At 47.1% G+C, this 15,875-nt stretch carries 9 protein-coding genes; 6 read left to right on the top strand and 3 right to left on the bottom strand.

Annotation, left to right across the window (positions count from 1 at the left end):
* Positions 1-459: 459 nt before the first annotated feature.
* From ACFGVR_RS03300 to ACFGVR_RS03290, 3 genes are read right to left on the bottom strand one after another with little or no spacing between them, the layout of a single operon-like run.
* Positions 460-2,427 carry an OmpA family protein gene (locus ACFGVR_RS03300; RefSeq protein ID WP_448701111.1) on the bottom strand — a complete coding sequence of 656 codons (1,968 nt, stop codon included), beginning with the start codon at positions 2,425-2,427 and terminating at the stop codon, positions 460-462.
* 30 nt (positions 2,428-2,457) lie between these two features.
* A complete protein-coding gene (locus tag ACFGVR_RS03295; RefSeq protein WP_448701110.1) occupies positions 2,458-3,426 on the bottom strand; it encodes a PorP/SprF family type IX secretion system membrane protein in 969 nt (322 codons plus the stop codon).
* 25 nt (positions 3,427-3,451) lie between these two features.
* A complete protein-coding gene (locus tag ACFGVR_RS03290) occupies positions 3,452-7,600 on the bottom strand; it encodes a CshA/CshB family fibrillar adhesin-related protein (protein ID WP_448701109.1) in 4,149 nt (1,382 codons plus the stop codon).
* A 708-nt stretch (positions 7,601-8,308) separates the two neighbouring features.
* On the opposite strand from ACFGVR_RS03290, the gene ACFGVR_RS03285 reads away from it, so the two are divergent.
* The 6 genes from ACFGVR_RS03285 (at position 8,309) to ACFGVR_RS03260 (ending at position 15,875) form a co-directional block, all read left to right on the top strand.
* Complete coding sequence (locus tag ACFGVR_RS03285; protein WP_448701108.1) at positions 8,309-10,705, top strand: TonB-dependent receptor; 2,397 nt, start codon at positions 8,309-8,311, stop codon at positions 10,703-10,705.
* Between the two features lie 3 nt (positions 10,706-10,708).
* Positions 10,709-11,383, top strand: a complete 675-nt coding sequence (gene pnuC / locus ACFGVR_RS03280) for a nicotinamide riboside transporter PnuC (RefSeq protein WP_448701107.1) — start codon at positions 10,709-10,711, stop codon at positions 11,381-11,383.
* Positions 11,384-11,385: 2 nt separating this feature from the next.
* Entirely contained in the window at positions 11,386-12,495 is a 1,110-nt protein-coding gene (locus ACFGVR_RS03275; protein ID WP_448701106.1) for an acyl-CoA dehydrogenase family protein, read from the top strand.
* A gap of 68 nt (positions 12,496-12,563) precedes the next feature.
* Positions 12,564-14,246, top strand: coding sequence for an alkaline phosphatase PafA (pafA, locus tag ACFGVR_RS03270; protein WP_448701104.1), 1,683 nt, complete (start codon positions 12,564-12,566; stop codon positions 14,244-14,246).
* 128 nt (positions 14,247-14,374) lie between these two features.
* Positions 14,375-14,998, top strand: coding sequence for a thiamine phosphate synthase (locus ACFGVR_RS03265; RefSeq protein ID WP_448701103.1), 624 nt, complete (start codon positions 14,375-14,377; stop codon positions 14,996-14,998).
* A 106-nt stretch (positions 14,999-15,104) separates the two neighbouring features.
* Positions 15,105-15,875 carry an enoyl-CoA hydratase/isomerase family protein gene (locus tag ACFGVR_RS03260; protein ID WP_448701102.1) on the top strand — a complete coding sequence of 257 codons (771 nt, stop codon included), beginning with the start codon at positions 15,105-15,107 and terminating at the stop codon, positions 15,873-15,875.

Genomic DNA, 15,875 nt, shown 5'->3' with positions numbered 1-15,875 from the left:
CGAATTTATTCTTTAGCTTTCGGCTTCGCGCTTCCGGCTTCAGGAACAGGGGGGTTTGTCGGTATTTAAAAGCTTCTTCCTTCCATCGTCGGAGGCCCTACAACAGAATAAAAAAGGCAGGGATTGGTGCGATTCCCCTCTTGAGAGGGGCGGAGGGGTGTGTCTTTTATATGAAATAGAACATTCCCTCCCACCATCGTCAGTGTCCTCACCGACGATCACTCATTGCCAAATCCGTAACGATTTTCAACGACACATAGGTATTCTTCGGTATTTACAGCTTACCTCTAAAGCCCTGGTTATCATTATTGCAATGAATTTTTTGTTTTAGGACATAGGTAAAAATGGGTATTATAACCATATTTTCTTCACCTTTTGCCCTGCTCCAAAACCCTTAAATATACGAAATTCTACACATATTGGCAAGCCTTTAGCCTTTTACCTTTCCGCTTTCTTCCCCTACAAATGGATGATCTTAAACTCAGTCCTCCTATTTAACTGATGTTCCGCCTCGGTACAATTTACCCCGTTTTTGCATTTATTAAGAAGGCGTGTTTTGCCGTAACCTTTAGCTTTGATCCTTTTCGGGTTAATATCGCCAATATCAACAATATATTGCACGGCCGCATCAGCACGTGCCTGTGATAGTTCCATATTATAAGCGTCGCTGCCCCGGCTATCGGTGTGCGATGCCAGCTCGATCTCGATAGTCGGGTTCTCTTTCAATATTTTGATCAGCTTATCCAGTTCAGCTGCGGCATCATCCCTGATGTACGATTCATCCAGATCGTAATAAATATTTTCCAGTCTGATCGTCTTATTTAGTTCAATTTTGTCCAGATAGAGGTCTTTACGGATAGGCACAGCCGGGTTGGCCCGCACAGTGGTTAGCGTTTGGTTATCGCTTAAGTAGCTCTTCTTTTCGCCATGCAGCTTGTAGTTGCTCTTTTCATCCAGCCTGAAACTGAACTTCCCATCCGCGCCCGAAAGGCCCTCAACCACCTTTCCATCACTTTTAGTTAACCTTACCGTACTATTGGCTATCACCTGTTTGGTTTTTACATCATAAACCGTTCCTTCAAACAAAAAGGTTGGCGGCGGTTTTTGGGTAAAGCTGTAAATATCATCGCTGCCTGCGCCACCCGGCCTGTTCGATGCCAAATAGCCTGTGCTGTCCGTCGTTAGCATATAAGCAAAGTCATCGTACGGCGAATTTACCGGGTAAGCCATATTGGTAGGTGGCCCATAGGTAGTGTTTTTCAACAATGCTTTGTAAACATCAAGGCCGCCCATACCCACACCGCCATCACTCGAAAAATACAAGTTGCCCCGGTATAAAAATGGCGTGCGCTCGTTACCTGTGGTGTTAACTGCCGTAATGTTAACCGGCGCTTCCCAGTTGTTGGTTGTGTTTTTAACCGAATAATAAATATCGGTACCACCCTTGCCGCCCGGCATATCCGATGCAAAGTACAGCGTTTTACCATCCGGCGTTATATACGGGTCGCCTGTAGACCAGTTTTCGTTATTGTAAGTAAACGGTAGCGGTTTCGACCATTCTCCCGTGGCAGCTTCCTTACGGCTCCAGTAGATTTCCAGCCTGATGGTTTTGATGGCCGAGGTATCCTTAGGTTGCTTTTTGGGGATCCGGGTCAACGTAAAATACATCTCGTTGCCATCCGCTGTAAACGATGCCGCGCCCATATGATAGTCGGTACCATCTTTAGTAAACCCAAATGGTTTTGCCGCATCTGCCGCAACGCCCACCGGCGCCTGGTACAAATGCAGGTAATCATTACCTGTCCACAAATAGCGGTTTCTGTCTATCGGCGGATCAACATCAAAACGTAAAAAGGCTTTGCTCTTTGTCACGTTTTCGGCGGCTTTATTTATCCTGTCGGATGTAAATATTACCGTATTGTTATATCTGGTTGCACCCCAGTCAGATTTGGGGCCATTCAACCCTGCCTCGTTAACGATCTCAAACGGCCTTGGGTCTTTCTTCCAGGCGATGGACGAATCACAGGCCGCGATCAATAATTTAAGCTGCTTTTGCGTTATATCCGGACTGACAGCATAATATTTCGTGTATTGCTCCTTGGCCTCCGCGTATTTCGAATTGGTTTGCAGTACCTGCGCGTAATGCAGGAAATCTTCGGACCTGGCTTCGGGCATTGTAGTGGCGGTACCGTACCAGGTTTCGGCGTCTTTATAATCGTTTGTCAGGCGGTAACTGTTGGCCAGGTGTTCGGCAATTTCAAAGGTTTGGGTCTTTTTGTAAGCCTGCAGATACAGCTCAATGGCCCTGGTATAATTAAATAGGTTGTATTGCTCATTGGCCTGCTTTAAAATATTCTGCGCCTTAACAGGCTGGCTCAGTACCAACAGGCTTAACACCAGGCTTAATCTAAATAAGTTTCTTTTCATGTATTTTGATCTCTTCTGCCGATCTGTTTACTAAAAATACCTTGGGGTTAACATCCTGCTTTTCGGGCTTTTAAAATAAAAGCCGATCGATATCTCGTGCGTGCCACCGCTATAACCCTGCAGCGGACCGACCGACAGATCGTATGCATATCCTATGCGCAAATTCTCCATCGGGAAGATCTGTGCAGCAAACACAACCGAGTTAAGCTGCGTAAGGTCGCTCTGCAAAAAAGGTTTGCTGTAAAGTTTTATCCCGCTACGGTATGAGCCGCCCAGCCATAGTTTCTCGCCAAACAATAAAAACGCGTTGATATCCAAACTTGTCGGGCCTGCCCGGTCATCCTTCAGCAAAAAGCTCGGCTTTACCATCACATCTTCCGATAACGGGATCAGCACGCCGCCGGTTAAATAAAAGTGTGGTTTAGGCTGCGCCAGGTACGAGTTACTTTTAATATTGATGTATTGCGATACCAGGTTATCTGCCGAAAGGCCCGCGTAAAATTTATCGTCCGAATAAAAAACACCCAGGCGGGCATCGGGCACCAGCTTGCTTTGCATACCTGTAGGCTGATCGGGCTCCGGGTCGTTAGGGTTAAGTTGTGCACCGTCCAATCCCAGCTGCATCAAACCTGCGCCGAGCCCAAGCGCCAGCCTCGAGGTGCCGTCATTATTCATCCGGATGCGGTAAGCATAATTGATGTAGCCCGAAAGGTTACTTTGCGCACCCAGCTTATCCGATGCCAGTTGCAGCGCCAAACCTACCTTCCTATCATTAGCGCTGGCATCCAATGCTAACGACATACTTACCGGCGCACCGTTGATGCCTGTCCACTGGTTGCGGTAATAGGTGTGCAGGTTGATGTTCTCTTTATATCCCGCGTAAGCAGGATTGATATAAATACCGTTAAACATGTACTGACTTTGCTGGGCATCCTGCTGCGCGTACAGCATCACCGGGCCGGATATCAATGTCAACAATAATAATATTCGTTTCATCATGACGTAATTGATGGGTTACCCCGATTTATTTAAATGATCGCACCAGGGTAACATAACCTTTATATACATCTGTTTCGCTCTGCGAGTTTTTCTGCACCTTCAATATATAGTAATAAGTGCCCTCGTTCAAACCATCGCCTGTCCAGGTGTTCTGGTAATTGTTGCTGTGGTATACCTCGTTACCCCAGCGGTTAACAATGCTCAGTTCATTTATCTGGTACTGGCTCAATCCCCTGATCTCAAATACATCGTTTTTGCCATCGCCGTTAGGCGTAAAAAGCGTTGGTACTTTAAGCGCTCCCGGTATCAATTGTTGCGTAATATTTACCGTGGCCACGTTGCTGTAAAACCCGTTCGCGTCTTTTACACGATAAGTAAACTTATCCGGCCCGTTGTAATCAGAGTTAGGGGTATAGGTTACTGTACCATCAGTATTAACCTTTACGGTACCAAATGCCGGCTGACTGATGATCTCTACCGTTTTAGGGTCAAAGGTTGAGTTGCCCGGGTTATCATTGGCCAGCACAGGGATAATTACCGGCTGGTTAATGGTCGTCTGCGCAATGTCATCATTCGCCATGGGCGATTTAGCCACCTGCACCGTAACGCTCGATGTGGCGGTCAGCGTTCTCGCGGCAGCATCAACCGCACTTATCGAAGCTGTGTTATTCACAAACCCGGCATCCTTATCCGCCTGAAGCAACGTGTATTGCGTGCTGAAATAAACCGCCGCACCAGGGTACAAACCACCTACCGGAACCGCTATCGCGTAATTGTTCAGGCCCAATTTAGCATCCGTAAGCGCAAGCGAATTGATAATGGTGAAACCGGTGTTTTGGATATAAAATGTATACGTAATATAATTGCTGGCAAATATGCCCGATTTGCTGATGCTTACGGCGCCCGGCAAAAGGGGCAGCGTTACCACGGTCGGATCGTTCGCGGCGGCTGTTGCCGGATTATCAGATTTTTTGGTCACCGGCACACCGTTCTGGTCAGTTCCGCCCGCGGTGGCCTGGTTGCTATAGCTGCCAGCAATAAAATCGGCCTGGGTTAAAGTATGTTTAGCCGTTATCGTTGCCGATGCTCCTGGTGCCAGTGTCGCTATTGATGCCGGCGATATGGAACCTGCATCCGCGCCAGGGTCGGTTATGGTTACGTTATTGATGTTAAAGCTGCCTGTATTGCTAACTACCAGGGTATAGTTAATAATATCGCCAATTTTAGTGCCGCCGTTATTGGCAACCTTGGTCAGCGTCATTGATGAGGCATAAATGGTGATGGTCACCGTTATCGGATCCGATACCACACCGTCGGGCGTGGTCAGTGTGTAAGTATACGTATCAGTACCGGTATATCCCGGAGCCGGGGTGTAAGTTACTTTGCCCGTTGCATCAACAGCTGTGGTGCCATGCGTACCGTTGGTGGGGGCTACTGTGGTACCTATACCGCTTGGGCCGTCGTTATTTTTTACGGTAGTGGTTACCGGTGTGTTTATCGGTGTCGCGTCCGCGTCGTTTACACCAACCGGTTTGATGCTTACCGTTACCGTGATAGGTGCCGATGTAGAGCCACCGTTAGTTAGCGTATAAGTGTAAGTATCTTTTCCAATATAACCCGCCGCTGGTGTATAAGTAACATTGCCCGATGCATCTACCGAAGTGATACCATGAGTACCATTGGTTGCGGTTACCGTAGCACCTACACCGCTGGCGCCATCGTTTGCTTTAACGTTGGTAGTTACCGCAGTATTGATAGGTGTTGTTGCCGCGTCGGCAACACCTGCCGGCTTAATGCTGATAGTCACCGTTATCGGATCCGAAACTATTCCATCTGGCGTGGTTAGTGTATAAGTGTAAGTATCTGTACCAAAATAACCGGCCACAGGTGTATAAGTCACCTTTCCGGTAGCGTCAACACTGGTAACACCGTGTGAGCCTGTGGAGGCGGCGACCGTTGTATTGGTGCCGCTGGCGCCATCGTTTGCTTTTACTGTGGTGATAACTGCGGTGTTTACCGTGGTCACATCTGCATCATTCACGCCAACCGGTTTAATACTTATCGAGATCAAAGCAGGTACGCTTTCCGATCCGAAATTATCTTTAATGGTATAATTGATCGGTGTGGCCTTACCCGTAAATGTAGCTACAGGCACAAAAGTTACCACACCGGTTGTGGTATTTACGGTATAGGTGCCCTGGCCTACAACTGTTACCGATGTTTTCTTGATATTATCCGCCGGGTCTATCAATAACACTGACGTTGCATCCAGCGTGCCATCCGCATCCGAGTCATTCCCCGGAATATTCAGCGTGATAGCTTGCCCTATGGTGGTGGTTCCGGCATCGGCTGCAGCCACCGGTACCTGGTTTACGCTCAGGTTTACACCGCTTACATCCAGGCTGGTGCCCGGTGTCGAAACCAAAATTTGCAGGTTAGGTGTCCCGGCTTGTAAACCGCTGTTATTAGCATTATTGGTACCATATGCCGCCCCCGACGCTGCCCAGCCCGCAGGCAGGTTTGCCGCTACTGCCGATATATTGCTGCCAATGGCTACATTATTGGTTGAGATAGCCACCGTATAATTGCCATTATTGGCATTGGCGAACGAGTAAGCACCGCCCGCGCCTATGATCACTTTGTTAACCACCAGGTTGGTGCTATTGTCAACCAGGTAGGCATACATTGGGTTGCCGTTAATGGTTTGCACCGGGTTACCCGATATTGCCCCATCCAAACGCCCATTAGGGTCGTCAACCAGCGTACCCGAAATGGTAACACCTAATACGTCTTTAAACCGGTAATCTTCCGCTTCCCCATCAGCTGCGAACGACGTGCTGCGCTCATCCATTGTGGTGGCGTTATCATCCAGTAAGTTCGTCGTCGTAATCCTGAAACGCGCGTACATGGTACCCACCTTCAGCTTGCCCGTAAACATGGCGTTAGGATAGGTTAGTGTAAAGGTCTGGTTATTGGTATTGGCCGGAATAGTGGCGCTTATCAACTCGTTTGGTGCAAAAACACCATCGTTATTAAAGTCTATCCAGCCATATAAAGTTGCCGGTACACTTTTGGTATTGGTAACCGGCAGGCTGATCACTACGTTACCGGCCATATTTACCTTAATATCTGGCAGTGCAGCCGGGGTAAGCGTATTTTCATCATCGTTACCAACGCCGTCATCATTGTTGGCATTAACGGTATAGGCGGGTTGCCCATCCGCATCAACGTTGTTGGCACCAATGTAAACACTGGCAAAGGGGATAAGCGGGGTAGTGTTGTAGTTAACAACCGGGTAAGTGCCATCGCCGGCATAATAATCGGTTATCTGGAAGTTTTCCATATAATGCCCGGCGTTGCCGTACGATTGCGGGGCATCCGTCAGATCAAAAGGCAATACAAAACCAATGGCCATGGCCTGTATCCCCGATCCTTTCATCGATAAATTGGTAATATTACGGGCGCCGTGGGCAAACATTACCGCCTGCACACCAAAGTTCCCCGGTGGCAGGTCGGCATATAATTTAAACGACCGGCCACTGTTCGTCAGGTCCATTTTGTAATGACTGTCCGCCGGATCGTTTTGCGTACGTTTATTCAGCAATTGCCAGGCAATAGGGTTTGGGGTATTGCCCGATATAAACTCACCGCCCGAATCTATCGACTCCGCATCGCCAATCACCATGCCCGGGTAAACCACATCTGTCCAAACGCCGTTGATCAGGATGGCTACTTTAATATCAATATCAAAAGTTACCGTTGCACCGTACGGGGTAGCCAGGGCCGAGTTACCCACCCCGCGCGAATTTGGCTTTGGCTGGTTGTTACCCGAATAGATCAGATCCAAACCATCACCTAAATATTGTCCCGGGGTATAAGCCAGCATGGATGTGCCCGATGTGGAATTGTAGTTACTTAAAATCGCTGTGATCCGTACCGTTGGCGAAAATTGCCATACATACGTACCGCTAAGGATATTGTAGGCATCGGCGCCTGCGGGTGTAGAGATCAGGGTGGAGCCGGTAGCGCTTTTATCCCAGGTAAGCCAGTATACCGAATTAACTAAATTGGTACCTGCCGAACCGCCAATGGCATATTGGGCAACGGCGCTGTTAAACGCCTGGCAAAACAAAAAACATAATAAAACTATCCTGAATAGGTAATTTTTAACCATAGTACCCTATAAATTTATCAAGGAGGCCATCAAACGGCGGCCTGTTATTTATCAGCAACACCAATCCCTTTATCACAGTCAATACCGGCAGATGATCCGGAAAAAAATTATCTTACGATATAGTTCCTTATCGCTATTAAATAACGGCAATTTTTAGCCATTAAATTTAAGCAACGCTATATTGCCCCGGTTTAACTAACCACTGGCTGGCAATAGATTAGCATCGCAAATATAACAGCCTAAGCGTTAATAAATACGATGGTCGTGTTAAAATAGTTTGCGATTTGTTTTCAATACTGTTATACCTCAATTAAACTGCTATTGTTTTAATTAAAAATTTATCTTTTATCGGTAATTCTTTTGATCCAACATGCCTGAAATGAAAAGATCTCACATCTCATATCTCAATACTCAAATCTAATCTCTATCTTCGCAGCATAATTCTCAAGGGGTGCCTTGCTTTGGAACGAACGGAATAAGTTGCAAATTATTCCAGCCAAACTGAAAGACAGGCTGAGATCAAACCCATTGGATTTAAGTTAAAAGTCAAAAAGCAAAAGTCAAAATGTCTTTGCTCCTTGCTCTTTTGTCTTAAGTCCATACACCTGATCCGGGTAATGCCGGCGTAGGGAGAGGTAAAATAGTTAAGTGTACTGCTTGTTCGCCCTGACCGGCAGATGGTTTAACTCAATTTAATTTTAACACATTTTGAAAAATTTATTTGCAGCGTTATGCGCTCTGCTGTTACCTTTTTTAGCAACGGCCCAGATTTCCCTTTCCGGGAAAGTTACCGATGGTTCAACCGGCGAAGCCTTGCCCGGTGCCACGCTCTCTGTTTCAACTACTGATTATGTATCGGCTATCATTGCCGATAAAAACGGCGCCTACAATCTCGATTACATCAAGGCCGCAACGTACACCGTGCACGTTACCTATGTTGGCTATGCTGCTGCTGATAAAACCATCAGGGTTACCGGCGCAACTGTTTTAAACTTTAAGCTGGTTAAAACCGGGTTTGTTGGCGATGAGGTAACCGTAAGCGCAACCCGCGCATCAAAAAACGCCGCCACTACTTTTACCAATTTAAGTAAGGCCAATCTGGCTAAAAATAATTTTGGCCAGGATCTGCCTTTTCTGTTAAATCAAACACCCTCGGCGGTTATTACTTCCGATGCAGGCACAGGTGTTGGCTATACCGGCATCCGTATCCGCGGGTCCGATGGTACCCGCACCAACGTTACCCTTAATGGTATCCCGCTTAATGATGCCGAAGATCAGGGCGCGTATTTTGTCGATCTGCCCGATCTGGTTTCCTCTGTCGATAACATCCAGGTGCAGCGCGGCGTAGGTACTTCAACCAACGGTGCCGGCGCTTTCGGCGCGAGTATCAACATCCAAACCACCACCCGCCGTGATTCAGCTTATGCCGAACTCAATAACTCTGCCGGCTCGTACGGAACAATAAAAAACACGGTAAACGTGGGTACGGGTTTGATCGACGGTAAGTTTACTTTCGATGGCCGCTTATCGCGGATACAGTCCGATGGTTATATCGACAGGGCTTTCTCGCATCTTAAATCGTACTTTTTAAGCGGCGCTTATTATGGCAAAAGCACCCTCGTTCGTGCCAACGTATTTTCAGGCTACGAGCAAACCTACCAGACCTGGGACGGCGTACCCGAAGATATCCTGAAAACAGGTAACCGCACTTACAACGAGTTAGGTTTAATGCCCGATGGCAGTTACTATAAAAATCAAACTGATAATTACACCCAAAACTACTATCAGTTGCTGGTTGATCAAAAACTGTCGGATAAACTATCTTTCAGCGGTGCGCTGCACTACACCAAAGGTTTTGGCTATTACGAAGAATACAAGCAGGATCAGGATGTTGCCGATTATGGCTTAACCCCGGTAACCATCGGCGGCGTAGTGATCGATCACACCGACCTTGTTCGCCGTTTATGGCTCAATACCGATTTTTACGGATTGACTTATGCCTTGAACTATCAGCCGCAAAACGATCTGAAATTAACACTGGGTGGCGCATATAATATTTACAAAGGCCAGCACTACAATAATTTGGAGTGGACGCAGCAAAGCACTACCGCTACCCCCGATTACGAGTACTCCCGTAACAACGCTACTAAAAAGGATTTTAATATTTTCGCTAAAGCGGATTACACCGTAGGCGATGTGATCCTGTTTGCCGATATGCAGTACCGCCATATCGACTATTCATTTTTAGGTTACGATCAGAATTTAAATAACGTACAGCAGCAGGTTGCCTTAGATTTTTTTAACCCCAAAGCCGGTATAACCTATCAGTTTAGCGACAGGAGCAATCTATATGCTTCGGTAGCTATTGGCAATCACGAGCCTAACCGTTCCGATTTTGTAAACTCAACACCAAACAGCCGCCCCAAAGCCGAACACCTCACAGATTTTGAGTTGGGTTACCGCACCAGTCAGCCCGCATTTAACTTAGGTATTAACGGTTTTTATATGCTGTACAAAAACCAGTTGGTATTAACCGGCCAGTTAAACGATGTTGGCGAAGCCACCCGCCAGAATGTTGACGATAGCTACCGCCTGGGTTTGGAACTGGATGGCAAGGCTAAAATAGCCAAATGGGTAAACTGGGCTGCTACGGCCTCACTAAGCGCCAATAAGGTTAAAAACTTTAACGAGTACCTGTTTAATTACGATAACAATACCCTGGTGCACAATAGCTACACCACGACCGATATCGCTTTTTCGCCATCGGTCGTGGCATCAAGCGAGTTTGATTTTATCCCTGTTAAGGGCGGCGAAATTGCTTTCATCAGCAAATATGTAGGCAAACAATACCTGGATAACACTTCCAACAATACCCGCGCTTTAAACTCGTACTTTGTTAACAATGTGCGCGTAAGCTATAATTTCCGTATCAAATCGGTTAAAAATATTGGCCTGGCCTTATTGGTTAATAATGTTTTCAGCGAAAAATACGAAACCAACGGTGCCACCTATCCGGATATTGAAAGCGGGCAGGTAATGAATTACAATTACTATTTCCCGCAGGCGCCACGGCATTTCCTGGCATCATTAAGTTTAGCATTTTAAACTATGCACTGGCAAACGGTCTATAATTTCTTTTTAGAAGAGCTGCATCAAACAACCCCGTTGCAATGGATGGCCATTGCATTCGGGGTTGCCGAAGTGCTGCTGGCCCGTATTAACAATGTGTGGCTGTACCCTACAGGTATTATCGGTACGTTTTTAGGCATTTACTTGCTGATAAACGTACACCTTTATGCCGAATGTGTTTTAAGCGGGTATTATATCGTGATGAGTTTTTATGGCTGGTACCATTGGATAAAAAAAGCTAACGAACCACCTGTAGAAATTACGTGGAGTACCCGGCAGGAGTGGCTGATTACCATCGCCATCGTAGTTATTGGTACGGCATTCTTTTATGTTAACCTTACCGAAACCCTGCCCCATTTATTCGCCGGTATGTATACCCCATCAAACGTCCCTTTGTGGGATTCATGGGTATCGGCAACGGCTTGGGCAGGTATGTGGCTGCTTGCGCGCCGTAAGATCGAAAACTGGGCGTTGCTAAACCTTTCAAACGTGTTTGCCGTACCACTGCTTTTTTACAAACATCTGCCGCTATCTGCTTTGATGGTGGTGTTTTTGTTCGTCATCGGTACCTGGGGCTTTTTCGATTGGATAAAAATTTATAACCGTTCCCGCAAGGAAAGACTTGCCTCCAAGGAACTCATAACCGAACAATAACAATGGATATCGCATCGCACCCGTTACAGCAACTACGCCCCGAATGGGTAACCGCTATCCGTGAACAGGCTGCTGCAGCCGAAAAGGATGGAAAACTGCAGCACGGGCAATTAGCCGTGGCTTATCAGCAGCAATGGTTTAAAATGCTCACGCCAACAGAGTACGGCGGCCTCGAATTAAGTTTGCCCGATGAAGTACGCCTGATAGAAGCCATCAGCTGGGCCGATGGCAGTATGGGCTGGGCCATAACTTTATGTACCGGCGCAGGCTGGTTCGGCGGTTTTTTAGATGCTGGTCTGAGTCGCGAAATTTTTGCTGATGAGCAGGTTTGCCTGGCAGGCAGCGGTGCTCCCGGTGGCACCGCAATAATTACCGGCGATGGGTACTTGGTTAGCGGCAGCTGGAAATATGCCAGCGGCGCCCTGCACGCCACGCATTTTACCGCCAATTGCATTATTTGCGATGACAACGGCCCCGTTTTAACTGCCGATGGCAAACAAACCATCAAGGCATTTCTATTTAAGCGCAACGAGGTAAACGTATTACCTGCATGGAGCTATATCGGCATGGTAGCCACCGGCAGCCATAGTTTCGAAGTTAAAAATATAGTAGTACCAGCCAACCGCGCATTTATCATCGACCCTGATTTTGCGGTTATCAACAGGCCCTTATATACTTATCCCTTCCGGCAGCTGGCCGAAGCTACTTTGGCCGTTAATCTGTCGGGATTAGCCATTCATTTTATCGACCTGTGTAAACAGGTATTCGCCGAAAAACGCAAGATAAAAGATCTGACCAAAGCCAATGAAGATACGCTTGACGAAGTTTTTGCCGGTTCGGTATACCTGTTAAATGATATCCGTACTACCTTTTACCTTGAAGTCGACCGGTCATGGGCCGGGTACATCAACAACGATGCTGATGTTATAGGCGATAGTCTGAAAGCCGTAAGTCAAATCAGCCGTCATCTGGCCAAAGTTTCGCGCCGGGTTGTGGATGACCTGTATCCGTATTGCGGTTTGATAGCCGCCAGTACAGGTTCTGATATCAACCGCGTTTGGCGCGATCTGCATACCGCAAGCCAGCATGCTTTATTAACTTTCGAAAGTTAAAATCTTAACAATAATGTCACATTGAATTTGAGCAACAATACTGATATTTGGCTTTTTACAATTTACCCATGAAATTAAAATTTTTCCCTGCAATTTTAATCACAGCCATCGCGCTCAACGCTTCAGCTCAAACCAAAACAACCCGCAAGGTTGCTGCCACTGCTCATGCAACTGCCGCCTCATCGGTGCCGCGCCCCAAACTGGTAGTCGGTATCGTTATCGACCAGATGCGCTGGGATTACCTGTATCGTTATTACGATCGTTACCAGGCCGGTGGTTTTAAACGCTTATTGAACGAGGGCTTTAGCTGCGATAATACCAATCTCGATTATATCCCAACGGTAACCGCCGCCGGTCACACCTGTATCTACACCGGTACCGTGCCTGCTATACACGGCATTGCCGGTAACGATTTTATTATCCAGGCTACGGGCAAAACAATGTACTGCACCGAAGATACCACCGTGCATACCGTAGGCAGCACTTCAAGGGCCGGCGAAATGTCGCCGCGCAATTTGCTGGTTACTACCGTTACCGATGAGTTGCGTTTTGCAACAAACTTCCGTTCAAAAGTTATCGGCATTGCGTTAAAAGACAGAGGTGGTATTTTACCCGCCGGGCACACCGCCAACGCCGCTTATTGGTTTGATGATGCCAGCGGCAACTGGATAACCAGCACCTATTACATGAACGACCTGCCTGCCTGGGTCAAAAAATTTAACGATCAAAAACTACCCGCGCAATACTTAAAGCAGGATTGGAATACCCTGTATCCTGTTAATACCTATCTGCAAAGCACCGAAGATAACAGCCCGAGATACGAAGGCAAATTTGCCGGTGCGGATGCGCCAACCATGCCGGTTAAAACCTCGCAAATGATGGCTGCCAGGGGTATGGGGCTTATACGCAGCACACCTTACGGTAATTCGTTAACGCTCGATCTGGCTAAAGCGGCCATCGCTAATGAGCAATTGGGTAAAAACACCGTAACCGACTTTTTAGCCGTGAGCCTGTCATCTACCGATTATGTTGGCCACCAGTTTGGTGTCAATGCTGTTGAGGTAGAAGATACCTACTTACGCCTCGACCGTGACCTGAGCAGCTTTTTCACCTATCTGGATAGCACCGTTGGCAAAGGTACCTACACCGTGTTTTTAACCGCCGATCATGGCGCGGCACATAACACCACGTTTTTAGGTGATCATAATGTTCCTGCAGGCGTATGGTCTGCCCAGAGTACCATGAAAGGTTTGAATAGCCTTTTGGAGGAAAAGTATGGTGTAAAGAGAATGGTATTGGCCCTGGATAATTACCAGGTTAACTTAAATAATGTGGCTATAGCTGATAAAAAGATAAGCGAATATGCTGTTAAACAGGATTGCATTGCCTTTTTGCAAAAACAAACCGGAGTAGCTTTCGCTGTTGATATGCAGAACGCCCAAACCGCTAACCTGCCCGAAGCCTTGCGCACCCGTATCATCAACGGATACAATATTGAGCATAGCGGTGTTATACAGATCGTTTTAAAACCAGGCTGGTTTGATGGGCGTGGTGGCACCGGTACTACCCACGGCACCTGGAACCCTTATGATACGCACATACCGCTGGTATTTATGGGCTGGGGTGTACAGCACGGCCACACCAGCCTGCCCACACATATGACGGATATTGCACCAACCGTTGCTGCACTGCTGCACATTCAAACACCAAACGGTACCATTGGCGTACCACTGGTGCAAGTATTAAAATAGTCCGAAAAGACTGAAGTCGGAAAGTCCGAAAGATGCGGTATTTGCTCTTTCGGACTTTTTTGTTTTTATCAATATAAAACTGCAAATGCTCTTTCGGACTTCACGGACTTTTCCGACTTTCGGACTAAATGAAAAAGTATATTTCCCGTTTTCACTACCTCACCCACGATCTGCCTCACCGCAGTCACATCGAGCAGGTCGATATGGCCTGCCAGGCTGGTGTTAACTGGATACAATACCGTTGCCTCACCAAAACCGACGATGAGCTGATTGATGAAATAAACCAGGTGGCCGCTATCTGCGATGACTGGGGCGCTACATTGATATTGACGCAGCACTATCATTTGCTCGATAGGGTAGATGCCCAGGGAGTACACATGGAAAACATGAATGCCGATCTGGCAGAGATCAGGAATATCATTGGCGACGACAAAACGTTAGGCACATCAGCCATTACTGTCGATCGCCTTTTAAAACTGCAAAACGAAGGCATGGTTGATTATTGCGGTTACGGCCCCTTCGCCCATACCGATACCAAACTCAATAACTACCCGTTTTTAGGTTTCGACGGATTCCGCGAACTGCAGAAATATCCTACCACCTTGCCGGTTATAGCCGTTGGCGGGATACAATTACAAGATGTAGAAAACCTGATGCAAACCGGCGTTGCAGGCATTGCCGTATCGGGGGCCATCAATAATTCCCCCGACCCCGCCGAAATGCTCAAAGCGTTTTACCAGAAGTTGTATTAGAACTTACCCGCGTCTCACCTCGCAATGACGCTTTGAAAATTTACTATGCGTGCATTGTATTTATAAAAAATTAAACCGACCTTGGCTGATATAAACCATTTACCCAATGAACACACTCCAGGTTACCGTAAAAGACCGGCTGGCTATCACCCAGCTTAATCGCGGGAAATCAAATCCCATGAATGCCGAGATGGTAAAAGAACTTACACTGCTGGTGAAAAGTATCGATACCGACGACAACATCGGCGGACTGGTTATCACTGGCAAGGAAAACTTTTTTTCGGCCGGTTTGGATCTCATCGAACTTTACGATTACAACGAAGAGCAGATCAAAACCTTCTGGGCCGATTTTATGGCCTTGAATGCGGCAATGGTATCGTTTAAAAAGCCAATGGTAGCTGCAATCAGTGGTCACAGCCCGGCAGGCGGCTGCGTAATGGCCATCTGCTGCGATTACAGGGTAATGGCACAAGGCAAATACATCATCGGCTTAAATGAAATACCCGTAGGCATTATTGTACCCGAAAGCATTTTTAAACTTTACGCCTTTTGGATAGGCGAACGCAGGGCTTACCAAAATTTACTGGAAGGTAAACTGGTTTCGGTTGATGAGGCTTTGCAGATCGGTTTGATAGACGAGGTATGCAACCCCGAAAGTGTGATCAGCACCGCCGAACGCCAGATCAGAAAATACATGCAGCTTAACCCCAGCACCTGGAGTCAAAGCAAACTCAACTTGCGTAAACACCTGATCGCACACGCCAATGCCGACCAAACCGAAACCCTGAACCAAATGATCACACAATGGTGGGCGCCCGAAACACGCAAGGCCCTGCAAATGATCATCCACAATTTACAGAAACCTAAAACAGCATAA

Source organism: Mucilaginibacter aureus, from assembly GCF_053514885.1.
This window is presented reverse-complemented; position numbering and strand designations above follow the sequence as displayed.